Source organism: Ruegeria sp. B1 (assembly GCF_056535885.1).
The window spans coordinates 3,387,136-3,413,537 of record NZ_JBQFJA010000001.1 but is presented as its reverse complement, the minus strand read 5'-3'; the positions used below and the strand labels follow the sequence as shown (position 1 = coordinate 3,413,537).

The following is a 26,402-nucleotide window of genomic DNA, read 5'->3' as shown; positions in this document are numbered from 1 at the left end:
GCAAGGATAACTGAATGCATCGACCTGTCGTCGGTATCATCGGCAACTCATACCTCATGAACGACCAATACCCGACGCATGCCGGCGGGACGATGAATTCTGATGCCGTGGCCAATGTTTCGCAATGTCTGCCCCTGCTGATCCCTGCCGACCCGCGCTATGTCTCGGTCGACGAGTTGCTGGAGGTCTGTGATGGGTTCCTGCTGACCGGTGGGCGCCCGAATGTGCACCCCGAAGAGTACGGAGAGTCTGCTACCGATGCGCATGGCGAATTCGACCGCGCGCGGGATGCAATCACCCTGCCGCTGGTGCGGGCCTGTGTGGAGCGCGGTCAGCCTTTCCTGGGCATTTGCCGTGGGTTTCAAGAGGTCAATGTGGCTATGGGTGGTACGCTGTACCCAGAAATCCGTGATCTTCCCGGGCGGATGAACCACCGCATGCCGCCGGACGGAACGCTTGAGGAAAAATTCGCCCTCCGCCATGTGGTGACCCTGTCGCAGGATGGCGTTTTTCATCAGATGTTTGGTGCGGCCGAGGTGATGACAAACACGTTGCACGGTCAGGGCCTGAAGTCGCTGGGGCAACGTGTCGTCATTGACGGCCATGCGCCGGATGGGACCCCGGAAGCAATCTATATCAAGGATGCGCCCGGCTTTACCTTGTCGGTGCAGTGGCACCCTGAGTGGGACGCGATCAATGACCCCGTATCGCGCCCTCTGTTCGAGGCGTTTGGAGCAGCCGTTCGGGCCTGGTCGAGCGGATCCGAGGCGCAACTGATCCAGAAATCTGCCTGAACCAGCACCGGCGCATATACCGGGGCCGGTAAGCAGGGATCAAACCAGCAGATTGAACTGATTGATCAGTGGCAAAGTGCGCGCGCGCGTCCCGGTCAGGTCAAACAGCGCATTGCCCAACGCTGGCATCGAAGGTGGCGTGCCGGGTTCGCCTGCGCCGCCCATATGGCGGTTGGTTTCAAGCACGCGCACCTCGACCTGCGGGGCCGTATGCATGCGGAGCGCCTCGTAGTCGGGGAAGTTGTATTGTTCGACTTCGCCCTCGGCAAAGGTGATCTCGCCGTAGCATGCGGCCGACAGACCATACACCATACCGCCGAACATCTGCGCCTTGACGTTGTCCGGATCCAGCGCCAGCCCCATGTCACACGCAATCCAGGCTTTGTTGATGCGGATCGTGCCATCCTCGTCGACAACCTCGATCACCTGGGCAACCGGTGTGCCAAAACTGTAGGCAAAGGCCACGCCTCTGCCGACACCTTCCGGTGTCTGCCCAGTCCAATCGGACATGTCGCGCACGGCTTCCAGGCAACCCGCTGACGGGGCATGTTCGTCCTGCATCAGTTCCAGACGAAATCCCAGCGGGTCGCGACCTGCGGCATGGGCCATTTCGTCCATGAACGTCTCGTGGAAAAAGCCGTTATGGCTGTTGCCCACCGATCGCCAGAACCCAACCGGGATGGCCAGGTCGGCAATATGACCGCTCATGCGATAGTTCGGCACACCGTAGGGTTGGTTAAAGAAGCCTTCGACCAGAACTTTGTCAGGACCCGCTCCGGGAAAGCCCGTGTACCGCTCAACCGCCTGCTGTGTGCAGGATTGAGCAGCGAGCTTACCGTCGATCAGGACCGCCTTACCATCCTGAATCGCGCCGCGCATCCGGGCCATTGCACCGGGCCGGTAATAGTCATGGCGCATGTCCTCTTCGCGGCTCCAGGTTGTCTGGACCGGGGTGCCGGGTACTGCCATCGCAACTTTGGTGGCGATCTCACCGAAATCCAATTCGCCCCGCCGTCCAAATCCGCCGCCAAGATAGGTGGTGTGTATCTGAACCGCCTCGGTGTCGAGATTGGCGGTATTGGCGACACGGAACTGGATCAGCGTCGGGGCCTGGTTACCGCACCACAGCTCCAACGCGTCTCCGGTGTACAGGGCCGTGGCATTCATGGGTTCCATGGTGGCGTGGGCCAGATAGGGCACCTGGTACTCTGCCGTGACTTCAATCGCGCCCTCGGGTGTGACGTCCACATCACCGTCGTCGCGCATTGTCGAGTTGGGTGCATCGTCGAACGCCTCGGCAATTTTCGCGAAAATCGCGTCCGTTTCAGGCGGGTAGGGCGCCTCCCCCCAGTCCACATCGATCGCCTCTACCGCTTGATTGGCCAGCCAGGTATTGTTGGCAATCACCGCAACACCGGTGCCCAGATCGACCACCTTCTCGACGCCCGGCATGGACGTCGCGACACTGTCGTCATAGCCGTTCATCGCACCACCGAGTTTCGGGTTCATGCGGACGCTGGCAAATTTCATGCCGGGCAGGCGGACATCAACGCCGAACTCGGCGGTTCCCGTAGCTTTTTCAACCATGTCCAAGCGCGGCTGGGTCTGGCCGAGATAGCGCCATTCAGACGGATCACGCAGCGGCACCTCGACCGGTTCAAGATCTGCGGCGGCCACCGCCAGATCCGTATAGGCGATCTTTTCCCCGCCGGGTGCAATGACATGTCCCGATGCGGTCTGCAGAACGGACGGGTCCACGCCCAACCGGTTCGCAGCAGCGCGTTTCAGAGTTTCCCGAGCCGACGCACCGGCTTGGCGCATCCGTTCAAACCCGTCCTTCATCGATGTCGAGCCGCCGGTGACCTGAAGGCTGAGCACTTTGCCCAACACGCCTAGTGCTTCACCCAGATTGTGCTGGAAATTCGTGATGTCATAACCCTTGTTGGGCAGCCCTTCTCCGACCAACGCGGAATTGTAATAGGCTGCCGCCGCTGGGCCATGCAGAACGGTGATCTGATCCAGATCGACATCCAGTTCCTCGGAGATCAGGGCTGCCCAGGTGGTTTGGACGCCCTGTCCCATTTCTGCGCGCGGCGCGAACAGCGTGACGCCGTTCTGATCAATCAGGACAAATGGGTTGAGTGCGGCCTCTCCCTCTCTGGGTTTCAATGGGTTGGGAGCCGGACGGCTGACGTAATAGGCGCCAAATGCTACACCCCCGACAATCGCGGCAGACCCAATCAAAAACGTACGACGGAGGATTTTACCAATACGTGCCATGGCTTATGCCTCCTTCAGCTTGGCTGCGGCGTCCTGGATTGCGGCGCGGATACGCGGATATGTGCCGCAGCGGCACATGTTGCCCTGCATCGCCTCGTCGATGTCAGCGTCGGTCGGGGCCGGGTTTTCTGCCAACAAGGCAGCGGCCTGCATGATCTGACCCGACTGGCAGTATCCGCATTGCGCAACCTGATGATCGACCCAGGCCTGCTGAATGGTGGCCAACGCATCAGGTGTTCCGATGCCCTCAATCGTCGTCACATCGCCCCACACATCCGACAGCGCAACCTGACAGGACCGTACAGCCTCTCCATCAATGTGAACCGTGCAGGCACCGCAGGCGGCAACGCCACAGCCGAATTTGGTGCCGGTCAGGCCAACTTCATCTCGCAGAACCCAAAGCAGGGGAACGTCGTCTGGAAGGTCTACCTGATGAGACGTTCCGTTGATCTTCAGGGTCGTGGCCATGGCGCACCTCTCTTGGCTGTGGCTCGTAATGACATAATTTGCGAAAAGTGTCAGTATGTCAATTGACAAATTTAACAAAGACTGTCAGTGATCCATCCATGAAGGATGCATCTGAAGATACGCGGCAAAAGGCAATTCTGACGTCCGCTTTTCAGGCGTTTGCGGCCTACGGATTCCGTAAGACATCAATGGATGACATTGCGCGCGGCGCGGGGATGTCCCGTCCGGCTGTGTATCTGCACTACAAGAACAAAGAGGACATTGTTCGCAGGCTCACGCAGTTGCATTACGACGAAAAGATCAACGCCGTTGAACAAGCCCTGTCCGCTGATGGGTCTGTTTCAGGCATTATCACCCAAGCTATTCAGGCCCAGACCGATGGGATGGCGGCGATTCTGGCGTCTCCACACGGGTTGGAGATGTTGGACATGTCCAAATCCGTCTCCACCGACATTGTCGAGACAGGTGAGGCACGTTTGACAGATCTCTACACTGCATGGCTGGCGCGGGAAGACGCCGCTGGTCGGGTGCGTTTGAACCACACGCCGGCCGACGTGGCAAAAACCATCACAAGCACACTGATAGGGATCAAAATGACAGCCTCGGGCGCCGCAGAGTTCGAAAACTGCACGGCGCGGTTGGCTGCCTTGATTGGTGCAGGGCTCGAGGTCAGGTAACCTGCTGCCGGATTTTGTACTCGGGTCTGTCCCACAATCTATTGCCAATCACGTCCGCCAGAATATCGGCGGCCTGCTCCACATCAGCCGCGTCGATATACAGGGGCGTGAAACCGAACCGCATAATGTCGGGTGCCCGGAAATCTCCAATGACTCCGCGCGCGATCAGGGCCTGCATTGCAGCATAGCCTTCGTCGAACCGGAACGAGATCTGACTGCCGCGTTGGTTCGGATCGCGCGGGCTGGCCAGTCTCAGATCCGGGCAGGATGCCTCGACCCGCGCGGTGAACAGTTCCGTCAGTTCAATGGACTTGGCACGGACATCCGCCATCTCAACCCTGTCCCAGATATCCATGGCGGCTGCCAAGGCAGTCATCTGAATGACCGGTGGTGTACCAACCCGCATCCGTTCAATGCCCGAGCCGGGGCGGTAGTCGAGATCGAAGGCAAACGGGGCTTCATGCCCCAGCCAGCCGGACAAAGCCGGTCGCACGTTTTCGGAAAGCCTTGGCGCCACGTAGATAAAGGCCGGCGCACCGGGCCCACCATTGAGATATTTGTAGGTACAGCCCACCGCGAAGTCGGCATTGCAACCGGCCAGATCGACCGGAACAGCCCCGGCGGAATGCGCCAGATCCCAGACGGTGACGACGCCGTTGGCATTGGCCAGCTCTGTCAGAGATTTCATGTCATGCATGCGCCCGGTGCGATAATCCACCTCTGTCAGCATCAGGACTGCAACGTCTTCGGTGAGCGTGTCAGCGACGGCGTCGGGATCGACAACGCGCAGCTCATAGTCGGGCCCAAGCGAGCGCAACAAACCGTCGACCATGTAAAGATCCGATGGGAAATTGCCGTTGTCGGACAACACCACCTTGCGCGTTGGGTTCAATTCCAGAGCCGAGGCGACTGCCTGATAAACCTTGATCGACAAAGTATCGCCGACGACAACACTGCCGGTTTCGGCACCGATCAGCCGCCCGATCCGGTCGCCTAAACCGGTGGGCAGACCCATCCATCCCGCCTTGTTCCACCCGGTGATCAACATCTGACCCCATTCGGCGCGCATCATCGCCTGAACCCGGTCTTCGGCTGCTTTTGGCAAAGGTCCCAGAGAGTTCCCGTCCAGATACAACACCCCTTCCGGCAGATCGAACATGGCTTTGGTTGCGGTGAAATCGGTCATGAGGGCGTGGAACCTCGCGCTTTGGGTCTATGCATATCGTTGGCGTATCGGATCGTCACTTGACTGTCCATCAATGCGACACACTGAGGTTTTGCCATTCCGGTCGGAAAGCGGTAGGAGGTCGCACAGAAACGACATGTGCCACTGCATGTCGTCAGACGAGGATCGAACATGCGCCGGATTGACGTACCACCTGTCTGGCTCCTGGGATTCATACTGGTGGCGTGGCTGCAGGGGCGCTATCTGAATTTCGACCTTTCACTAAAGGGAGGGGTCACAGGTCTGCTCAGCGGCGTTCTGATCGGCGGTGGTATCCTGCTGGCTGTCTTGGCCATTGTCGAATTCCGGCGTCACCGGACAACCGTTATCCCGCATGAAACGCCGACCACCATGGTGCAATCGGGCGTCTACAAACGCAGCCGCAATCCAATCTACCTCGGGGACGTCCTGATCCTTGCGGGTCTGATCCTGCGGTTTGACGCCGTGTTGTCGCTGGTCCTGGTCCCTGTCTTCGTGTGGGTTCTGGAACGCCGGTTTATTTTGCCCGAAGAGGATCGGCTACGCCGTACCTTCCGGGCGGATTTCGCACGCTATGAACGCAAAACACGCAGGTGGATCTGAGGTGCCGCAAACTATGACATGACGTAAAAAATGCTGCACTTGCGAAACAATCTTGCGCGGGATACATCTCTGCTTAACAAACAATACCGACCACCCGCTCGGTTCGAGTGAAAATTAGGGGGACTGCCAGTGAAAATAGGCACACCAAAAGAAGTACTGGACGGCGAAAATCGGGTTGCCATGACCCCGGACTCTGCCGTGCAACTGCAGAAACTGGGCTATGACTGCGCAATTGAAAAAGGCGCCGGACAAGCCGCTGGTTTCTCGGATGAAGCCTATAAAGCTGCGGGCGTCGAAATCGTCAAGACGGCGGCTTCGCTGTGGAAGACCTCTGACATCGTTGCCAAGGTTCGGATACCGACCGAGACCGAGCTGAAGCGTCTGACCAAGGGCAAAACGCTGATTTCCTTCTTTAACCCTGCTGCAAATGAAGAAGGTATGGAACTGGCCAAGTCCAAGGGCGCGAACGTGATCGCCATGGAGATGGTGCCCCGCATTTCCCGCGCCCAGAAGATGGATGCGTTGTCTTCGATGGCAAACATCGCGGGCTACCGCGCGGTGATCGAGGCGGGCAACAACTTTGGCCGCTTCTTTACGGGTCAGGTCACAGCCGCCGGCAAGGTACCGCCAGCCAAAGTGCTGATCGTTGGCGCTGGCGTGGCCGGTCTGGCTGCCATCGGAACCTCGACCTCGTTGGGTGCGATCACATATGCCTTTGACGTGCGGCCCGAAGTGGCCGAACAGGTCGAATCCATGGGTGCTGAATTTGTTTACCTCGACTTCGAAGAGGAGCAGCAGGATGGTGCCGCGACTGGCGGGTATGCGTCGGTTCAGTCCGAGGAGTTCCGTAACGCGCAGCTGGCCAAGTTCCGAGAGTTGGCTCCGGAAATGGACATCGTCATCACCACGGCCCTGATCCCCAACCGCCCGGCACCCAAGCTGTGGCTGGAGGATATGGTCGAGGCGATGAAGCCGGGTTCGGTCATCGTGGATCTGGCCGCCGAACAGGGCGGCAACGTGGAAGGCACAGTGAAAGATGAGAAGGTCGTGACCGATAATGGTGTGACCATCATCGGCTACACCGATTTTGCCAGCCGGATGGCCTCGCAATCCTCGTCGCTCTACGCCACCAATATCCGTCACATGATGACGGACCTGACCCCTGAAAAGGACGGGCAAGTCAATCACGACATGGAAGATGACGTGATCCGCGGGGCAACAGTCACATATGAGGGCGAGATTACCTATCCGCCGCCGCCACCCAAGATCCAAGCGATCGCGGCGCAGCCCAAGGCCGAGGTCAAGGAACTGACTCAGGAAGAGAAAAAGGCGCAGGAGATTGCCGCGTTTAAGGCGCAGACTAAGCAGCAGTTCACATTGTTGGGGGTCGGTGGCGCCTTGATGCTGTTGGTGGGGCTGATCGCTCCGGCCAGCTTCATGCAGCATTTCATCGTCTTTGTGCTGGCCATCTTTGTCGGCTTCCAGGTGATCTGGAACGTCTCGCATTCGCTGCACACACCGTTGATGGCGATCACCAACGCGATCTCGTCGATCATTATCGTTGGGGCGTTGATGCAGATCGGGTCCGGATCGTTTCTGGTCATTCTGCTTGCGGCGTTGTCCATCTTCATGGCCGGGATCAACATCTTCGGCGGCTTCCTCGTAACCCGGCGCATGCTTGCCATGTTCCAGAAATCTTAAGGAGGCCGGGCACATGGAATTTGGCTTCACCACTGCCGCCTATGTCGTTGCGGCTGTCCTTTTCATTCTCTCGCTCGGCGGGTTGTCCAACCAGGAAAGCGCCAAGCGCGCGGTCTGGTACGGCATCGTCGGCATGGCACTGGCGGTCTTTGCAACATTGGTCGGTCCCGGATCTGGCCTGTGGCTGCTGACACTGCTGCTGATCGCGGGCGGTGGCTTTATTGGCCAGTACGTAGCGCAACGTGTGCAGATGACCGAGATGCCGCAACTGGTGGCCGCGATGCATTCGCTGGTGGGTTTGGCGGCGGTCTTCGTTGGCTTCAACGCGCATTTTGAGATCGGCAATGTGGCGCAGGTCATGGCGATCGTGGATTCGGCCGGTCAGGCCGATCTGTCCGATCTGGGTGCCTTTGCGAAGCTGATCGCCAAGAAAACCCCGGCGGAACTGGCTATCCTGCACGTCGAACTGTTCCTTGGGATCTTCATCGGTGCGATCACCTTTACCGGCTCGGTCGTGGCGTATGGCAAGCTGGCGGGGAAAGTCACGTCCGCGGCCACCAAGCTACCGGGCGGTCACGCACTGAACGCTGGCGCTGCGGCTTTGTCGTTCATCTGTCTGATCTGGTACACCAGCTCGGGCGGGTTTTTCCCGCTGTTCCTGATGACGCTGGCCGCGCTGTTTATTGGCTATCACCTGATCATGGGCATCGGCGGGGCCGATATGCCAGTGGTTGTGTCGATGCTGAACAGTTACTCGGGCTGGGCTGCCGCCGCGATTGGGTTCTCATTGGGCAATGACCTGCTGATCGTCGTCGGTGCGCTGGTGGGCTCGTCAGGTGCGATCCTGTCCTACATCATGTGCAAGGCGATGAACCGCCATTTTGTCAGCGTGATCCTGGGCGGCTTTGGTGGCCCGCAAGGTGAGCAGATGGCCGTTGAGGGTGAACAGATCGCCATCGAGGCCGACGGTGTGGCGGCGGCGCTGAACGACGCTGATAGCATCGTTATTATCCCCGGCTACGGCATGGCCGTCGCGCAGGCGCAGCAGTCGGTCAGCGAGTTGGTCCGCAAGCTGCGCGCCAAGGGCAAGAACGTCCGGTTTGCGATCCACCCTGTTGCGGGTCGTCTGCCGGGGCACATGAACGTTCTGCTGGCCGAGGCGAAAGTCCCCTACGACATCGTTCTGGAAATGGACGAAATCAACGAGGACTTCCCGGACACGGATGTGGCCATTGTCATCGGCTCGAATGACATCGTGAATCCGGCGGCGCAGGAAGATCCCAACAGCCCCATCGCTGGTATGCCGGTTCTGGAATGCTGGAAGGCCAAGCAGGTGTTTGTGTCGAAACGCGGGCAGGGCACCGGCTATTCAGGCATCGAAAACCCGCTGTTCTTCAAAGAAAACACCCGCATGTTCTATGGCGATGCAAAACAGTCGCTCGACAAGTTGCTGCCGATGATCGACTGATCTCGACGTAATGATCACCAGGGAAAGGCGCTCCAATCGGGCGCCTTTCCTGTTTTTGATGTACTCTCGAAGTAAAGGAGGTGGATCATGGAAAAAGTGAACGGCATAGGCGGTGTTTTTTTTAGGGCCAGAGACCCCGAAGCGTTGAGCGCCTGGTACGCCGAACATCTGGGCGTCAATCACTACGATCCGGTGCCCTGGAAACAGCGCGAGGGATATACGGTCTTTGCCCCCTTTGCGCAGGACACCGAGTATTTCGGCAGATCGGAACAGCAATGGATGATCAATTTCCGGGTTGATGATCTGGCCGCCCTGACTGCTCAACTGCAAGCCGCCGGTATTGTGGTAGAAACCAGTGTCGAATGGGACAGCGAGGTTGGTAAGTTCGCCCGCATCCACGACCCCGAGGGCAACCCCATCGAGCTGTGGCAGCCAAATCAATAAGATAGCGGACATGTATACCGTTGTATTCTTGTAAGTATCTGAAATAAAAAGAGAATTGATGTTATGCGTATATGGCGTATAGTCCCCCGGATGAGAGGGACCCAGGAATGACGCCGATTGATGACCATCCATTGCGCTATGCGTTGGCAAACGAGTTGCACGCGCGCCCTTTTCCGGTTGCCAAGGCACCTTGTACGGTTGCCTTTCTGGCGATTAAAAAACCGGTTGAGGCGGTGGCGCGCGATAGGCGCGAAGATATTGCCCATCTGATCGATCTGCTGGACCGGCACGGCGCACAGCACCCGCGACCTGATGCAACGCATTACTCAGGTCAGATTGGTCGGCATTGGTTGAAATGGGAGCAGCACACCGAGTTTGTGACCTACACCGCCATCACGCAAAACGTCAGCGACCGCGCCTTCAATCCGGCCGACTTTGAGGTGTTTCCCGAGGATTGGCTGCGGGCCAGCCCCGGACAGCGCGTCACCTCGGCCATGCTGCGCGCCGTCCCACGCGGCAATGACGATGTCATTATGTCTGAATTGGCGGAATGGTTCGAACCCGAAAGTCTGGCCGTCGCCGATGTGCTGGACAATTCGGTGATCTGCGCCAGTGACTTTCGCATCGATCCGGCGGGGCATATGAGATTTGCCCTGTTCGTGTCCGAAGGCACGGGTCGGCGGAGGACCGGTCGTGTCATCCAGCGTCTGTGTGAGATCGAGACCTACAAGGCCATGTCGATGCTTGGGTTTGCCCGAGTCAAAAGCCTGATGCCGCGGATCGGCGAGTTGGACAAACGCCTGACGGAACTGATGGTGGAAATGACCGATGGCGACAACCATCCGGATGATCTGTTGCCGCAACTTCTGAAAACCTCGACCGAGCTTGAGACATTGTCGGCCCGCTGCGCCTTCCGCTTTGGTGCAACTGGGGCCTACGAAGCCATCGTAAACCAGCGGATCGAGGTTCTGCGGGAAGATCGGTTTCACGGTGGGCAGACCTTTGCCGACTTTATGATGCGCCGGTATGATCCAGCCATTCGAACCGTCAAATCGACCGAGAAACGCCTGCAGACGCTGTCGGACCGGGCCATCCGGGCCGGAGAGTTGCTGCGGACCCGGGTCGATGTCGAGCGCAGTGCGCAGAACCAGGCGCTGCTGGAAAGCATGGACCGGCGCGCGGATCTGGCACTGCGGCTTCAGCACACGGTCGAAGGACTGTCGGTTGTGGCCATCAGCTACTACGCGGTCTCGCTTGTTAGCTATCTGTTGTACCCGGTGACGCAGGCCGGGATCAGCAAGGGCATGCTGACCGCGGCTGTGACGATCCCCGTTGTTCTGGCCGTGTGGTACGCCGTCCGCCGGATCCGTCGCCGGCTGGAGTAAGAATGGCTTGCCCCGGACGGGCAGCTTTGTAGAACTGGCCGCCATAGGACATTTCTGGACCAGAGGTTCCGGTGATCAGTGTAGTTTCTGCCTGGCGGGCCGTAGCCGCCATGTTTATCCTGAACGGTGCCTTGTTTGGCATCTGGGCCTCCCGCATTCCAGCCGTGCGCGATCACCTGAACCTCAGCCACGAAGACTTGGGGTATGGTCTGCTGTTCATGGCGGCGGGGGCGGTCTGTTCCTTCCCCATTACCGGGCGGCTGACGGATCGCTTTGGCGCCGTATCGGTAACGAGGGTGATCGCGGTTCTCTACACGTTTTCACTTGTTTTGTTACCTCTGGCGGGGAGCTTTGCAGCGCTTGCCGCCTTTCTGTTCCTCTTCGGCGCATTTCACGGATCGATGGATGTGGCGATGAATGCCTGGGCGGCGGAAGTTGAGCAATCCTACGACAAACCGCTGATGTCGTCCTTTCATGCGATGTGGAGCCTTGGGGCCGGTCTGGGTGCGATCAGCGGCTTCGTTGCCGTAAGCTTCGAGCTATCCGTTATGCAGCATTTTCTGCTGGCCGGGGGAGCGGTCGTCATCTTTGCATTGGTGCTGTCGTGGGTGCCGTGGGCGTCGCGGCGACCTGTATCCTCGCAGGCTTCCGTATTTGCGCTGCCGTCGGGCGCACTGATCCTCGTTGGGTTCACCGCCCTTTGCGGCGCATTGGGCGAAGGCGCGGTCGCCGATTGGAGCGCGATATTCCTGCGGGATGTCACGGGTGCACTCGAACGTGTGGCCGCTCTCGGTTATGCTGTGTTTTCCGTTGCGATGGTGGTTTGCAGGCTGGCGGCTGGCGTCGCAATTGCCCGGTTTGGACCGGTTGCTTCGGCTCGTTTCGGCGGGGTTTGCGCGGCGATGGGCGTTTTCTGTGTCGTGTCGTCGGGAAATGCACCGCTGGCTCTGGCAGGTTTAACTCTTATGGGCGTCGGCTACGCGGTGATCATGCCGCTTGCGTTCAGCAGAGCCGCCAGCGATCCCAATGTGCCACCGGGGCAGGCAATCGCAAGTGTCGCGACATTAGGATACGGAGGGTTGCTGATCGGCCCGCCAATGATCGGATTCCTGGCTGAAATTTTGGGCCTGCAGGTGGCTTTCGCAATCTTGCTGCCCTTAGCCGTCTTGATCGTGTTGTGTGCCGGCGCGCTGAAGCGCGCCGACTGAATTACTTCAGCGCCCACGAATGCGCGGATCGAGCGCGTCGCGCAGGCCGTCACCCAAGTAGTTGACGCTCAGCACTGTCAGCGAAATCGCAAGACCTGGCCAGAACACACGCTCAGGGTACTGCTGCAGGTAATCCACACCATCGAACAACAGCCGTCCCCATGTCGGGAAATCTGGTGGGAAGCCCAGCCCGAGGAACGATAGCGCGCTTTCCGTTATGATCGCGGTTGCAATGCCCAATGTGGCCGACACCATGATCGGGGACAGCACGTTGGGCAGGATATGCCGCGTGATGATCTGGCTGTTGCTGGTCCCGATGGAGCGGGCGGCCAGAACGAACTCCCGTTCCTTGATGGCCAGCACGTCTCCCCGCACAATCCGCGCGGTGGGCATCCAAGAGGTAATGCCAATGGCGCAGACGATCAGGATGAAGATCCCGCGTTCAAGCCCGAAGGCTGCTGATAGAGGCTCTCGGAACAGCAGCATCATGACCAGCAGCAAGGGCAGCAGAGGCAGGGCCAGGAACAGGTCCGTCAGGCGCATCAGCGGCCCGTCCAACCGTTTGAAGAACCCGGCCACAACCCCGATGAACGAGCCTAGGAACAGGGCCAGCAGCATCGCGGTGATGCCAACCGAGACCGAGGTCTGACCGCCTGACATCATCCGGGCCAGAATATCTCGGCCTAGCTGGTCGGTACCAAAAGGATGCGCTAGGCTTGGCCCCTGATTGCGAGACCGGATATCGATCTGTGTGGGATCAATAGTCCAGATATATGGGCCCAGATAGACCGCGGCGACGATGAAGATGAACAACACGGCCCCGATCATTGCGCCTTTGTGGGTTTTGAACTGATCCCACACATCCCGCCACTGGCTGCGCGGTGGCGTTGCCAGCTCTTCCATGACATCTGTTGTCGGCAGAGCGGTCGAGGCCGGGGCGAGTCCTTCGTCCGGGATCAGCGTATCGGTACGATCATGATCAGTCATAGCGAATCCTCGGGTCCAGAATGCCGTAGAGCACGTCGGCGATCAGGTTGAATAGCACGATCAGCACGGCAAAGATGAAGGTCAGCGTCTGCACCATCGGCAGGTCGTTGGCCTGAATGGCGCCGATCAGCAATTGACCAATCCCGTTCACTTTGAACACTTGCTCGGTGATGATAGCGCCACCGAAAATGGCCGGGATACCCAGCGCGATCACCGTGACCACAGGGATCATCGAGTTGCGCAGGACGTGGACCATGACCACCGTGTACTCGCTCAGGCCCTTAGCCCGGGCCGTACGAACGTAGTCTTGATTGAGATTATCCAGCATCGAGGCGCGCATGAAGCGGCTGAGCTGCGCGGTGATCTGCAGCGCCAGAACCATAACCGGCATGATCATCTGCTGAAGCTGTACAACAAAGCTGTCCCAACTGTTCACGACAAGTGTCGTGTCATAGATCGAGGGGAACCAGCCGAGTTGCACCGAAAAGATCACGATCACCAATACGCCCGAGAAGAAGGGCGGGACCGAGAAGCCGACCATCGACACAAAAGTGCCCATCTGGTCGAACCAGGAATACTGGCGGTAGGCCGAATAGATGCCGATGGGCAGGGCGATCAGGATGGCGACCACATAGGCGGTGCCGACAACCCACAGTGTCTGCGGGATACGCTGAACCACGATGTCCATAACGGGTGAGCGGGTCTGCCACGAAATCACACGCAGGTCACCTTCGGAGAAGGTTGTGCCGAACATGTGGTCGACTAGAACCTGCGGTTCGATCCAGAAGAACTGCACGATCCATTTCCAGAACCGGATATGCATGGGCTGGCCGAGGCCAAGCGCCTCGCGCATCTTTTCTTTGACTTCGGGGGGGACAGTAAGCGGAACCTGTGCCATCGGGTCGCCTGGGGCAAGCTCGAGCAGCAGGAAAATGACGAGACTGATGAACAGCAGCGTGGGAACGGCCAGAACCAGTCGTCTGATGGTGAAGTTGAGCATCTACAAGGCGCCTTTATATGCGTCTTTTTGTTGGTGGAAAATGCGAAAGACCGCGCCCCGACAGGAATCGGGGCGCGGTTTTTGCATAGCTAACGGTTAGGAACCGGTCTTGCGGTACCAGTCAGCAATGTTCCACAGCTCGCTGTCCCAGACATTCAGGACAACACCACCCAGGGTGTTTGCATGCGCCGACAGACGACCACGGTGCACCAGCGGGATCATACCGCCATTTTCAACCATGATATCGTTGAGCTGCTTGGCGATTTCCGCGCGCTGCTCCAGACCTGCTGTTTCGGCCAGTTGGGCATGCAGCTTGTCATACTCGGCATTGCAGAAGCGGCTGATGTTCTCACCCTGCCACTGTGTGTCTGGACGCGGTGCCTTGTCGCACAGACCGTTGCCCAGATAGGATTGCGGATCGGTGCCGTTGAAGGTGTTCGCGTACATTTCAACATCGGCATAGAACTTCTGGAAGGTGTCCGGTGAACCCGGGTCACCACCAAAGAAGACCGACGCGTTGATGTTGCGCAATTCGGATTCGATGCCGATCTGGCTCCACCATTCCTTGATCAGCGCTTGGAAATCCTGACGGACGGCATTGGTCGAGGTCTGATAGACGATTTTCAGCGGAACGCCGTCTTTTTCGCGCACGCCGTCGCCATCGGTATCAACGATACCCGCGTCATCCAGTAGCTTCTTGGCGCCTTCGATATCTTGCGTGTCGCATGTCATAGAGGTCGAGTTGAACGCAGCCGGGGCCGGGACCCAGTTGCAGGTCACGCGACCCGCCTGACCATAGCCGATTTCCACCAGCAGCGGCCGGTCGATGGCCAATGACATCGCCTTGTAAACCGCTGGATCCGTCAGGAACGGGTGCGGATGGGCTGCGGTCGACCGCTCGCCTTCCGGCAGGTCGGGTGACGGATTGGTCTGGTTCATCATGATACGCTCGACCAGCGGTCCAAAGCCCGCGACCGGAACGCCTTTGCCGCCCGCTTCCATCTGCGCGATCACTTCAGGCGCCAGTTGTAGGTTCCAGGCATAGTCGAACTCGCCTGTTTCCATGACCGCGCGGCCAGCCGCCGTCGCATCACCGCCGCCTTTGAAGGTCACAGTCGCAAAGGCCGGTTTCGCCGGATCGCGGTAGTTGTCGTTGGCCGCGAAGGTGATCACATCGTTGGGCTTGAACTCGGTGACGACAAACGGGCCGGTGCCGATCGGGTTAAAGTTCTGCTCGGTGCATTCAGGGGCTTTTGCGCCCACGCAATCGGCAAACTGCGCGGCCTGGATGATTGGGCTTTCACCGCCCACGAAGGGGCCGTAGGGGAAAGGGGTCGGCGCGTCGAAGGTGACCTTGACGGTCAAATCATCCACAGCTTCGACAGAGGTTACGCCTTCGAACTTTGTCACCTGTGCACAGCCACCTTCGGGGTGCATGCAGTATTCCGCAGTGAACTTCACATCAGACGAGGTAAAGGGAGTCCCGTCCGACCAAGTGATACCCGGGGCGATTTTCCAGGTGATCGTGGTCAGATCTTCGCTGACGCCGCCGTTTTCAACCGTCGGAATCTCGGTGGCCAGAAACGGAACCATGTTGCCGTCCTGGTCGTAGCGCGCAAGCGGTTCAATCACCAGCGAGGATGCTTCCACATCCTTTGTGCCACCCGAAAGGAACGGGTTCAGGATCGACGGGGCCTGCCAGTAAATGATGCTGACATTGCCGTCCGATCCGCGCTCGGCAAAGGCCATCGGGGCCATCGCCGTGCTTGCGATCGCGCCAAGCAAAAGGGTTTTGATTTTCATCATACACTCCATGTTGGACACTTGCGTGTCTCGATATATCTCCGCAAGGCCTGCGGATTTGGCGTTGCCGCGCTGGGATAAGGTGCTGATTTTGAATCTCAAAATCAGGTGGCATTGCTGTGATGCCGTACTCTCCCCAATACGGTTACGCAGGATATCGAAACAGAACTTTAGAAAAATGCAAGGGCTGCCGCACCGAAAAATGGCAACGGGTTTGACTTTTCGGGCGTTGCCGCCTTAGCGTCAGGCATTCGAACAAAAAGCCGCCAAAGGGAGCGCCTGCGTGCTGGACCAACCTATTGCCCAGATCAAAAAACTTCGTGTCGAGTTCCAAACCAAGGACGGTCCCGTGGTCGGGGTCGAAGACGTTTCGTTCGAGGTGAATCCGGGCGAAACCGTTTGTATCGTTGGTGAATCCGGCTCGGGCAAATCGGTATCGTCTCTGTCCCTGATGCGGCTTGTCGAGTTTGGCGGGGGTGAAATCGCGGGCGGAGAGCTGCTGTTTGATCGCCGCGATGGCGATGAGATGGACCTGTCTGCGGCGGATCAGGATTTGATGAAACAGATTCGCGGCAACGAGATTGGGATGATCTTTCAGGAGCCGATGACGGCTCTGAATCCAGTTTTCACGGTCGGTCGTCAACTCACCGAAGGTCTGCGGATTCACAAGGACATGTCCAAATCCGAGGCCGAGGCGCGCGCTTTGGAATTGCTGCGCCAAGTCCGCATTCCCGAACCTGAGCGTCGGTTGAAACAATACCCGCATGAATTGTCGGGCGGCATGCGTCAGCGTGTGGTCATCGCAATGGCGATGGCCTGCGAGCCGCGACTGCTGATTGCAGACGAGCCGACCACCGCGCTCGATGTGACCATTCAGGCGGAAATCTTGGCGCTGATGGACCGGCTCAAGCGGGAAACCGGTACGGCGGTTATGTTCATCACCCACGATATGGCTGTGGTTGCGCAGATGGCTGATCGCGTGGTGGTTATGTACCGGGGCAACAAGGTCGAAGAGGGACCGGTCAAGGACATCTTCGAGAACCCACAGCACGAATACACCAAAGCCCTGCTGGCTGCCGTGCCGAAGCTGGGCGAAATGCAGGGCAAATCCGCACCGGAGCCAATGAAACTCTTGGGTGCAGAGGACCAGACCATTGCGCCAATTCCGGGGACCGAAGAGGTCCTGCTGTCGGTCAAGAACCTGACGACGCGTTTCCCGGTCAAGGGCGGGCTGCTGCGCCGCACGGTTGCCAACGTTCACGCCGTTGAAGATGTGTCGTTTGACCTGAATAAAGGTCAGACGCTGAGCCTTGTGGGTGAATCCGGGTGCGGCAAGTCTTCGGCTGGGCGGTCGATCCTGCGCTTGGTCGAACCCATGGCGGGTGAGATCGATCTGGACGGCGTTGACATCATGACGCTGGACCAGAGCGGGCTGCGCAAGGCGCGTCTGGACATGCAGATGATCTTTCAGGATCCCTTTGCATCCTTGAACCCGCAGATGCAGTTGGTGGATCAGGTGGCCGAACCGATGCGCAACTATGGCGTTGCCTCGGGGTCGGAACTACAGGACCGCGTCGCGCAACTGTTCGACAAGGTGCAGCTGCCGCGCAGCTTTATGCGCCGCTTTCCGCATGAAATGTCCGGCGGCCAGCGTCAGCGCATCGCCATTGCCCGCGCTTTGGCGTTGAATCCCAAGCTGATTATCGCGGATGAGGCGGTCTCGGCTCTCGACGTGTCGGTTCAGGCGCAGGTTCTGAACTTGATGATGGAATTGCAGTCCGAACTGGGCCTGTCCTATTTGTTTATCAGCCACGACATGGCCGTGGTCGAGCGGGTCAGCCACTATGTCGGCGTGATGTATCTGGGCCGCATTGTCGAGCTTGGGCCGCGCGCACGGGTCTTTGAAAACCCGCAGCATGCCTATACGCAGGCCTTGATGAAAGCGGTTCCGATTGCTGATCCCAACAAGCGCAAATCGGAAAAGGACCTGAATTTTAAACCAATTCCATCCCCGATCCATCGAATCGGGTATACGGCAGAGCCATCGGAATATCGCGAGGTTGAACCGGGTCATTTCATCCTGACCACAGACAGCGGGTACTAAATCCAATGCCCCAGCGTCTGACGCCGCTTGAGATCATGACCAAGCTGATCTCATTCCCGACGGTAAGCCGCGACAGCAACCTGCCCTTGGTGGATTGGGTCGAAGGCTATCTGCGCGATCACGGTATCGAGCCTCACCGCTGGCCCGACCCCGATCAACCGCACAAGGCAGCCCTGTTCGCACATGTCGGCCCCCCGGAGGAGGCGGCGGTCGTTCTTTCGGGCCACACGGATGTGGTGCCTGTTGACGGGCAGCCGTGGGACACTGACCCGTTTGACGTGGTGGAAAAGGACGGGAAGTATTTCGGGCGCGGCACCTGCGACATGAAGGGCTTCGATGCTTTGGCCATTTGGGCATTGGTTGAGGCAGAGTATGCTAACGTGAAACGTCCTCTGCAACTGGCGCTCAGCTTTGACGAAGAGGTCGGTTGTACCGGTGCACCCCCAATGATCCAAGCGATGCAGGGCGTTCTGCCGAAAGGATCGGCAGTGATCGTAGGTGAGCCATCAATGATGCAGGCGGTCACCGGCCACAAAGGTGGTTTTGGTTACGCAACCCACATTGTGGGGTTCGAAGTTCACAGTTCGATCATGCATACCGGTGTAAACGCGATTATGGAGGCGGCTCCTCTGATCGACTGGGCCAACGCGCGAAACGCCGAAAACCGGGCCGCTGAACCAAGCGCGATTGCAGCGGTTTTCGATCCCCCATGGACCACCTGCCATGTTGGAATGATCCAAGGAGGCACGGCCCATAACATCACCGCCAAAGATTGTCGGTTCATGATGGATTTCCGCGTTGTGCCCGGTGAAAAAGCTGCTCAGTGGCGCGATGCCTATCTGTGGCAAGTCCACGAGGCCGAGGCGCGGATGCAAGCGGTTCACCCAGAGGCGCGCATTGAGGTTTCTGATAGTTTTGCAGTGCCTGCGCTTGTTCCCGAACAAGATGGTGAGGCCGAGACGTTGGTGCGTGCCTTGACGGGCGACAATGCAAGTCATGTCGTGAGCTACGGCACCGAGGCAGGTCAGTTTCAGGAAGCAGGGTATTCCGCAGTGATCTGCGGGCCGGGCGATATTGCACAGGCGCATCAACCAAACGAGTTCATTTCGATTGCCCAGTTCGATGCGGGGCGTAAATTCATGGAACGTTTGGTGGAAAAACTGTCCGACTGACTCGTTTTATTGAATTATCAGATGTTTACAGGGAGGCCTTGAAGTGCCGGTTAAGAACAGATTTGCGGAAATGCACGACGAAGTTACCAAATGGCGCCGTCATCTGCATGCACATCCCGAATTGATGTATGACGTTCACGAAACGGCCGCCTTTGTTGTGGATCGCCTGCGCGAGTTTGGCGTGGATGAAATCACGCCGGGAATTGGCAAGACCGGTGTTGTGGCCGTGATCCGGGGCCGCGAGGATACCCAAGGGCGCGTGGTTGGATTGCGCGCCGATATGGATGCACTGCCGATTGAAGAGGCAACCGGGCTGGACTATGCCTCGACCGTATCAGGCAAGATGCATGCCTGCGGGCATGATGGGCATACCTCAATGCTGCTCGGCGCCGCTCAGTATCTGGCCGAGACGCGGAATTTCGATGGCACGGTCGTGTTGATCTTTCAGCCAGCAGAAGAGGGCGGCGCAGGTGGCTTGGCCATGTGTCAGGACGGGCTGATGGATCGCTGGGGCATTCAGGAAGTCTATGGCATGCACAACATGCCGGGTCTTCCGGTTGGAGAGTTTGCGATCCGGTCGGGCGCCTTGCTGGCCTCGTCCGATGAATTCGAAATTGTGGTGACCGGAAAGGGCGGGCACGCGGCAGCGCCGCATGACGCGGTCGACACTACGCTTGTGGCCTCTCACATCGTTGTGGCGTTGCAATCAGTCGTTTCGCGCACTGTCGATCCGATCAAGCGGGTGGTTCTGACGGTGGGCACGTTTGAAACGGACAGTTCCGCCTCAAACGTGATCGCGCACACCGTACGCCTGCAAGGCACGGTTCGGACACTGGATCCGGAGTATCGTTCGATTGCAGAAGAACGTGTGCGCAGAATTGCCGAAGACACCGCCTCGGCCTTTGGGGCCAGCGCCGAGGTTGTCTGGACACCGGGGTATCCGGCGACGGTAAACTCCGAAGCGGAGACGGCGCATGCGGCTGAGGCTGCGGCAGCGGTCGCGGGCAAAGTAACCGAGAACACCGATCCCATCATGCCGTCCGAAGATTTCGCCTACATGCTTGAAGAACGGCCCGGAGCCTACATCTTTGTTGGCAACGGGGATACAGCCATGTGCCACCACCCGGAATACAATTTCGACGACGACGCGATTCCGGCCGGCTGCAGTTGGTTTGCCGAGCTAGTGGAACGACGAATGCCCGTCTTATGAATCAGGGAGAATGACATGCCGATAAAAAACCGCCTTGCAGAAATGCATGAAGAGATCACCGGGTGGCGGCGTGACATTCACCAGCATCCGGAAATTCTGTACGACACCCATCGCACCAGCGCTTTGGTGGCCGAGAAGCTGAAAGAGTTTGGCTGTGATGAGGTGGTGACCGGCATTGGTCGCACTGGCGTTGTTGGTGTAATTCGCGGCAAGACGGACACGCAGAACCGGGTGATCGGGTTGCGGGCTGATATGGACGCCCTGCCGATGCAGGAGCAGACAGGCCTGGACTATGCCTCGCAGACACCTAATGCCATGCACGCCTGTGGACATGACGGCCACACGGCGATGGTTCTGGGCGCTGCGAAGTATCTGGCGGAAACCCGCAACTTCGATGGCACTGCGGTCGTGATTTTCCAACCGGCCGAAGAGGGGGGCAATGGCGCCGAGGCCATGTGCAAGGACGGTCTGATGGATCGCTTCGGCATTCAGGAAGTCTATGCCATGCACAATGTTCCGGGTGTTCCCACCGGGCATTTTGCGATCCGGTCCGGGCCGCTCTTGGCGGCGGCGGATGAGTTCGAGATTCATCTGGAAGGGCATGGTGGCCACGCTGCCAAACCGCAAGATACTGTCGACACAACGGTCATGCTGTCTCAGTTGGTCGTGGCTTTACAGACCGTGATCTCGCGCAACGCCGATCCGATCCAGCAGGGCGTTTTGTCGGTGACCTCGGTCGAGACCTCGTCGAAGGCGTTCAACGTTATCCCGCAATCGGCCACTGTGAAAGGCACGGTGCGCACCCATTCCAACGAATTGCGCGACCTCATCGAAAAGCGCCTGACAGAGGTTGCAGAAGGGGTCGCTGCAACCATGGGCGGCAAGGTGAATGTGACCTATACGCATGGTGTTCCCGTGACGATTAACGCCAAGGAACAAACCGGCTATGCCGAGGAGGTTGCAATCTCGGTCGGCGGCAGCTGTGCCGAAGCGCCCATGGTCATGGGGGGCGAAGACTTTTCCTTCATGCTGGAAGAGCGCCCCGGCGCCTTCATCGTTCTGGGCAACGGCGACAGCGCCGGGCTGCACCACCCGGAATACAATTTCAATGACGAGATCATCCCAATCGGATGCTCGTGGTTCGCAGAAATGGTCGAGCGCCGGATGCCGGCGTCTTGACGTAGCAGAGAGAGAACACATGCCAGTCAAAAACCGTTTTGCCGAGCTGCAGGATGAAATCACCGCGTGGCGACGTGACATGCACGAAAATCCTGAAATTCTGTTCGATACCCATCGCACCAGCGCGCTGGTTGCTGACAAGCTGAAGGAGTTCGGCTGCGACGAAGTTGTCACCGGCATTGGTCGCACCGGCGTTGTGGGCGTCATTAAAGGCAAGACTGATAAAAGCAGGAAAGTCATCGGGTTGCGTGCCGACATGGATGCGTTGCCGATCCACGAAGCAACGGGTCTGGACTATGCCTCGAAAACGCCGGGCGCCATGCATGCCTGTGGCCATGACGGGCATACAGCGATGCTGCTGGGTGCGGCGAAATACCTGTCCGAGACGCGTAACTTTGACGGCACAGTTGTTGTGATCTTTCAGCCTGCCGAAGAAGGCGGCGGTGGCGGTCGTGAGATGTGTGACGACGGGATGATGGACCGGTGGAACATCCAGGAGGTCTATGGCATGCACAACTGGCCGGGCAAGCCGGTCGGAAGCTTCTCGATCCGCCCAGGTGCGTTTTTTGCGGCCACCGATCAGTTCGACATCACGTTTGAGGGTCGCGGCGGCCACGCGGCCAAGCCACATGAGACCGTTGACAGCACCATCATCGCCGCAAAGGCCGTGTTGGCCCTGCAGACCATCGCGTCGCGCAATGCAGACCCGATCGATCAGGTTGTGGTTTCGGTGACGTCGTTTGAGACATCGTCAAAGGCGTTCAACGTGATCCCTCAGACCGTCCAGATCAAAGGCACGGTGCGGACCATGAGCAAGGACATGCGCGATCTGGCCGAGCGCCGGATCAACGAGATCTGCAACGGCGTCGCGGCCACGTTCGGGGGCACGGCGGATGTCACCTATATCCGGGGTTACCCGGTGATGGTGAACAGCACTGAACAGACGGGTTTCGCTGCAGACGTCGCGCGATCTGTATCCGGTGATTGTGAAGAGGCGCCACTGGTCATGGGCGGAGAGGATTTTGCCTTCATGCTCGAAGAACGTCCCGGCGCTTACATTCTTGTCGGTAATGGTGACACCGCGATGGTGCATCATCCCGAGTATAACTTTAACGACGAGGCCATTCCGGCCGGGTGTAGCTGGTGGGCCGAGATCGTTGAGCAACGCATGCCGGCGGCCTGAGGTCAAATGGATAGTGGCGAGGGGCCAGTAGACCGGATCGAATTATTTTGGATTTCGGACCGCCTTAATTTGGATTGATCCGGCTTCAATCGCTCGGTCTTTTCGTCTGGGTTGAGGTGGTGAAACTCCTGCCACTGATCTCATGGCGTGCGCAGGCCGCACCATAGCCGATGTCTATTCAAACATAGGATCGGAGTATTTCACAATACAGTAACCGGGTTCTAAAGTTGGGCAGGAAACGAATGGCCCGCCTACCGAATGATCGGTCAGCAATCCTCAATATCCTCAATATCCGCAATACATTCAGCTTGTTACTTGCGAGCCGGGTGGGTCGGGCGGTTCATCGGTATCAACGGCGCGCGGTCGCAACCGAGCAGTTACAATCTAACAGCTAAAGAATAGCAATCATCATGCGCCTGTTTAAGACGTTAGCCCTGACCACGACGGCCATTGTCACCTTTGCCACCTCCGTCGCGGCGAGTATCTACTCGGATCAACTCACCTCCTATTCAAATCAACAGGCCTTGCAATTCCTCGTCAGTGAGCATGCGCGCGATCCATCAACCTTCGAGGATGCACGCAAGTACATCCTCCTGAGCCGACCAGCGATTATGGAGGACTACCTCAACCAAACCTTAGACCGGGCACCAGACATCCGTAGTTTTTCCCTTTCGGAGCTAAGCACAGGGGAGACCTTCGGGATTGGTTCGATCGCCCTTGGGCTCGCCGCAGTTGGGCTTGCAGCTTCTCTCGCAGGCGGTGGTGGTGGAGACTCTGAGACAGGCTCCGGCCCAAATCCAGGCACCGGTATTCCAAACCCAGGTCCCAGCCCATCACCTTCTCCAAACCCCAGTCCAAATCCAAGCCCAGGTCCCGGCACTCCAAACCCGGGCCCCAACCCAGGCCCCGGTCCCAATCCAGGCCCCGGTCCCAATCCAGGCCCCGGTCCCAATCCAGGTCCCGGTCCCAATCCAGGCCCCGGTCCCAATCCAGGCCCCGGTCCCAATCCAGGTCCCGGTCCCAATCCAGGTCCCGGTCCCAACCCAGGCCCCGGTCCCAATCCAGGCCCCGGTCCCAATCCAGGCCCCGGTCCCAATCCAGGTCCCGGTCCCAACCCAGGTCCCGGTCCCAACCCAGGCCCCGGTCCCAACCCAGGCCCCGGTCCCAACCCAGGCCCCGGTCCGGACAATCCCGCTTTCTTCCGGACCGAAGAATTCAACGCAAACTATGCTCTGTCTCTGATTGGAGCCGATGAAAAATACGCTCAAGGCTGGCGAGGACAGGGCATAAAGATTGCAATCCTGGACACAGGTATTGATATCGACAGTCCAGAATTCGAAGGGAAAATCGACTTTGAGAACAGCCACTCTTACTTTGTCGGAGACCCCGACGATATTTCTGAACCTGACGGTCATGGCCGTTCCGGTCATGGCACGCATGTTGCCAACATCGCTGCAGGCAGGAAAAACGGTCAAGGCCTGCACGGCGTTGCCTTTGAATCCGAGCTTGTCATCTTCAATGGAATAAGAAAACGGGGCGACTACACCGAATTTACGATTCCGATCGAGAGCATATGGGCTGATGCCATAAACCGCGCAATTGACGCTGGTGCGCATGTCATGAACAACAGCTGGGTTCGAACCAAAATTGTCGATGATTTCATCGTCGAAATGCCAATCACGGATTTCACAACTGAAACTCCGGACGAAAATAGCAAAAATCTCAAAGAATTTCTTGGCGACAAAACCATCACCGCCCTGAATAGAGCCAAATCCGAAGACTTGATGACCGTTTTTGGCGCAGGCAACGGCGGCCTGCCCGACGTCTCAGTCACTGCAGGCATTCCGGTCGTGCTGGACGATTATCTCGGTTACTTCATCGCCGTCGTTGCTGTCCGTGAAGACAAGAGCCTATGGCACTCCTCCAACCACTGTGGCGTCGCAATGCACTTTTGCCTCGCTGCGCCAGGCGCAGGTGTCATTATCATCCCCAACGGCAACGGCTTCACTCACTTGAACGGAACATCCATTGCAGCCGCCTATGTCACTGGCGCCTATGCCGTATTGAAGAGCCAGTGGCCACACCTGACAGCACCCGTAATCGCTGAGATTATGTTCGCGGCAGCCGAAGATCTCGGTGAGCCGGGTGTTGACCCGATCTACGGGCAGGGCCTCCTCAATCTGGAACGCGCCATGCTTCCTATGGGTGAGCTTGTCGTCTACCAGGGGAACACCATCGAGAGCGCCGCCATGCCTCTCGCCGAAACGGGCATCGTCGCCAGCGGCGCCCTGGCGCCAGCCCTCAACCAGGCCCTCGCAGGGCAGACCCTGATGGTTGCAGATGCGTATACGCGCGGATTTGAGCTTGCTGCCAGTGCCTTGGTCTCCGAACTCAAGGCGCCAAGACCCCGCCTTGCGATCACAAGGGAAACAAAGGTCAGCGACAGCCTCACACTCATGCGTTCAGATCACGGAACAGGTCTCCGTTTTGATGGGGATGTGTTCTCCTATGAGATAACTCTCGGCGACATAGATCCAGACGCAGATCCATTTGGACAGCTTCTGACAGAGGATTACGCATTCGGACATGACGTCCAGATTACAGACGCGCTGGCGCTGACGATGGACCATGCTTTCGGATCATCCACGGGCTCCTTCTCAAGGACCAGCATAGGGCTCGAAGCAAAAGACAAAGATGGGTCAGGCCTTTCTGCTCAGTTCGGCCTCATAGAAGAAAACGGCACAGTCCTTGGATCCCGCTTTATGGGAGCCGCGGGTCAGGACGGACGCAGCTCTACCTCATTCTTGGAAATATCCGGATCTGTTGCGGTCGGGCAGGGCACGCTCCTGACGGTATCGGGCACGCAAAGCAGGACAGATTTCAAACAGGCAGGCCTGGTCACTGGCGGCAAAAGTCTGACGGGGCGTGCCGGCAGCGTCTCAATCAGCAAGAAACGCTTTCTCGGCAGCCCAGGCACGATGCGCTTGTCGATATCCAGTCCGCTCCAGATCTCCTCTGGTGAGATTTCAATCGACCTCCCCCGGGACAGGGTTGCAGCAGTGGCCGGTCAGGAAAGCACGGGCGTGACAAGAAGCTCTCAAACTGTGCAGATTACATCTTCAGTGCGGCCGATAGATATTGGCCTGACCTATCAGCTTGCTTCAGAAGCGCCCGGACCGGAAATTCTGTTTAACGCGGGATATCGCGCACAAGGCGGTGACCCCAATCCCTACATTGGATTTGCCCTCAGTCACAGGTTTTGAGCCGCAAGGGCAGATGTTTCGGCCACTTCATCTGCCGAGAGAGCTGCGCCAGGCCGGGGCGCTGCAAATCCGGCGCAGATCGGCGGCAACGACCTTGTAGTCTTTCCAGGAGTAGAAGCGCAGTGCATAGCGCACCAGATGCACGATGCAGGTCTGAACCAGGGCCTCAGGGACGGCGGAGAACAGCAGCCGGTACATGCATTGGGCCGTTGAGATTTCTGCGTCATTTTCAAGATAAAGTGAAGGCGGTGCACCGATTACAGGTCTGT

General features: G+C 58.4%; 20 protein-coding genes and 1 pseudogene. 14 read left to right on the top strand and 7 right to left on the bottom strand.

The features are described 5' to 3' along the window. Positions 1-14 precede the first annotated feature (14 nt). Positions 15-794 carry a gamma-glutamyl-gamma-aminobutyrate hydrolase family protein gene (locus tag ACR3ES_RS16780; protein WP_170433343.1) on the top strand — a complete coding sequence of 260 codons (780 nt, stop codon included), beginning with the start codon at positions 15-17 and terminating at the stop codon, positions 792-794. Positions 795-833: 39 nt separating this feature from the next. On the opposite strand, the gene ACR3ES_RS16775 is transcribed toward ACR3ES_RS16780, so the two are convergent. Continuing rightward, positions 834-3,074, bottom strand: coding sequence for a molybdopterin cofactor-binding domain-containing protein (locus tag ACR3ES_RS16775; RefSeq protein ID WP_170433345.1), 2,241 nt, complete (start codon positions 3,072-3,074; stop codon positions 834-836). A gap of 3 nt (positions 3,075-3,077) precedes the next feature. Further along, positions 3,078-3,542 carry a (2Fe-2S)-binding protein gene (locus ACR3ES_RS16770; protein WP_170433347.1) on the bottom strand — a complete coding sequence of 155 codons (465 nt, stop codon included), beginning with the start codon at positions 3,540-3,542 and terminating at the stop codon, positions 3,078-3,080. A 98-nt stretch (positions 3,543-3,640) separates the two neighbouring features. On the opposite strand from ACR3ES_RS16770, the gene ACR3ES_RS16765 reads away from it, so the two are divergent. Beyond that, entirely contained in the window at positions 3,641-4,219 is a 579-nt protein-coding gene (locus ACR3ES_RS16765) for a TetR/AcrR family transcriptional regulator (RefSeq protein WP_170433349.1), read from the top strand. Here ACR3ES_RS16765 and kynU read toward each other — a convergent pair. Beyond that, the gene (gene kynU, locus ACR3ES_RS16760) at positions 4,212-5,405 is read right to left on the bottom strand and encodes a kynureninase (protein ID WP_170433351.1); all 1,194 of its coding nucleotides are present in this window, start codon (positions 5,403-5,405) and stop codon (positions 4,212-4,214) included. The two genes, ACR3ES_RS16765 and kynU, sit on opposite strands and share 8 nt — an antisense overlap. Positions 5,406-5,576: 171 nt before the next feature. Between kynU and ACR3ES_RS16755 the strand changes: the two genes are divergently transcribed. The 6 genes from ACR3ES_RS16755 (at position 5,577) to ACR3ES_RS16730 (ending at position 12,232) form a co-directional block, all read left to right on the top strand. Next, the gene (locus ACR3ES_RS16755; RefSeq protein ID WP_170433353.1) at positions 5,577-6,026 is read left to right on the top strand and encodes a methyltransferase family protein; all 450 of its coding nucleotides are present in this window, start codon (positions 5,577-5,579) and stop codon (positions 6,024-6,026) included. Between the two features lie 129 nt (positions 6,027-6,155). After that, positions 6,156-7,727 (top strand): Re/Si-specific NAD(P)(+) transhydrogenase subunit alpha, encoded by a 1,572-nt coding sequence (locus ACR3ES_RS16750; protein WP_170433355.1) that lies wholly within the window; start codon positions 6,156-6,158, stop codon positions 7,725-7,727. Positions 7,728-7,740: 13 nt separating this feature from the next. Further along, positions 7,741-9,195: an NAD(P)(+) transhydrogenase (Re/Si-specific) subunit beta gene (locus ACR3ES_RS16745; RefSeq protein ID WP_170433357.1), complete on the top strand. Its 1,455-nt coding sequence runs from the start codon at positions 7,741-7,743 to the stop codon at positions 9,193-9,195. Between the two features lie 87 nt (positions 9,196-9,282). After that, a complete protein-coding gene (locus ACR3ES_RS16740) occupies positions 9,283-9,639 on the top strand; it encodes a VOC family protein (RefSeq protein ID WP_170433359.1) in 357 nt (118 codons plus the stop codon). 107 nt (positions 9,640-9,746) lie between these two features. Then, positions 9,747-11,024 carry a DUF3422 domain-containing protein gene (locus ACR3ES_RS16735; RefSeq protein WP_170433361.1) on the top strand — a complete coding sequence of 426 codons (1,278 nt, stop codon included), beginning with the start codon at positions 9,747-9,749 and terminating at the stop codon, positions 11,022-11,024. Positions 11,025-11,095: 71 nt separating this feature from the next. Then, positions 11,096-12,232 (top strand): MFS transporter, encoded by a 1,137-nt coding sequence (locus ACR3ES_RS16730; RefSeq protein WP_480423934.1) that lies wholly within the window; start codon positions 11,096-11,098, stop codon positions 12,230-12,232. Positions 12,233-12,238: 6 nt separating this feature from the next. Here ACR3ES_RS16730 and ACR3ES_RS16725 read toward each other — a convergent pair whose 3' ends face one another. From ACR3ES_RS16725 to ACR3ES_RS16715, 3 genes are all read right to left on the bottom strand, one after another. Then, positions 12,239-13,219, bottom strand: coding sequence for an ABC transporter permease (locus tag ACR3ES_RS16725; RefSeq protein ID WP_170433363.1), 981 nt, complete (start codon positions 13,217-13,219; stop codon positions 12,239-12,241). After that, positions 13,212-14,219, bottom strand: coding sequence for an ABC transporter permease (locus tag ACR3ES_RS16720; RefSeq protein WP_170433365.1), 1,008 nt, complete (start codon positions 14,217-14,219; stop codon positions 13,212-13,214). Before ACR3ES_RS16720 ends, ACR3ES_RS16725 begins: the two co-directional genes overlap by 8 nt. 96 nt (positions 14,220-14,315) lie before the next feature. Beyond that, positions 14,316-16,022, bottom strand: coding sequence for a peptide ABC transporter substrate-binding protein (locus ACR3ES_RS16715; protein WP_170433367.1), 1,707 nt, complete (start codon positions 16,020-16,022; stop codon positions 14,316-14,318). 283 nt (positions 16,023-16,305) lie between these two features. Between ACR3ES_RS16715 and ACR3ES_RS16710 the strand changes: the two genes are divergently transcribed. From ACR3ES_RS16710 to ACR3ES_RS16685, 6 genes are all read left to right on the top strand, one after another. Then, the gene (locus tag ACR3ES_RS16710) at positions 16,306-18,126 is read left to right on the top strand and encodes an ABC transporter ATP-binding protein (protein ID WP_170433369.1); all 1,821 of its coding nucleotides are present in this window, start codon (positions 16,306-16,308) and stop codon (positions 18,124-18,126) included. A gap of 5 nt (positions 18,127-18,131) precedes the next feature. Beyond that, positions 18,132-19,298, top strand: a complete 1,167-nt coding sequence (gene argE / locus ACR3ES_RS16705) for an acetylornithine deacetylase (RefSeq protein WP_480423931.1) — start codon at positions 18,132-18,134, stop codon at positions 19,296-19,298. Between the two features lie 43 nt (positions 19,299-19,341). Next, the gene (locus ACR3ES_RS16700; protein WP_170433373.1) at positions 19,342-20,508 is read left to right on the top strand and encodes a M20 aminoacylase family protein; all 1,167 of its coding nucleotides are present in this window, start codon (positions 19,342-19,344) and stop codon (positions 20,506-20,508) included. A gap of 15 nt (positions 20,509-20,523) precedes the next feature. Further along, on the top strand, positions 20,524-21,687 hold the full coding sequence (locus ACR3ES_RS16695) for a M20 aminoacylase family protein (RefSeq protein ID WP_170433375.1): 1,164 nt from the start codon (positions 20,524-20,526) through the stop codon (positions 21,685-21,687). 19 nt (positions 21,688-21,706) lie between these two features. Further along, on the top strand, positions 21,707-22,870 hold the full coding sequence (locus ACR3ES_RS16690; protein WP_480423929.1) for a M20 aminoacylase family protein: 1,164 nt from the start codon (positions 21,707-21,709) through the stop codon (positions 22,868-22,870). A 410-nt stretch (positions 22,871-23,280) separates the two neighbouring features. Next, positions 23,281-26,133, top strand: a complete 2,853-nt coding sequence (locus tag ACR3ES_RS16685; protein WP_480426506.1) for a S8 family peptidase — start codon at positions 23,281-23,283, stop codon at positions 26,131-26,133. Between the two features lie 51 nt (positions 26,134-26,184). On the opposite strand, the pseudogene ACR3ES_RS16680 reads toward ACR3ES_RS16685, so the two are convergent. Continuing rightward, positions 26,185-26,313: pseudogene (locus ACR3ES_RS16680) on the bottom strand (transposase); the annotation flags it as partial. Positions 26,314-26,402: the final 89 nt, after the last annotated feature.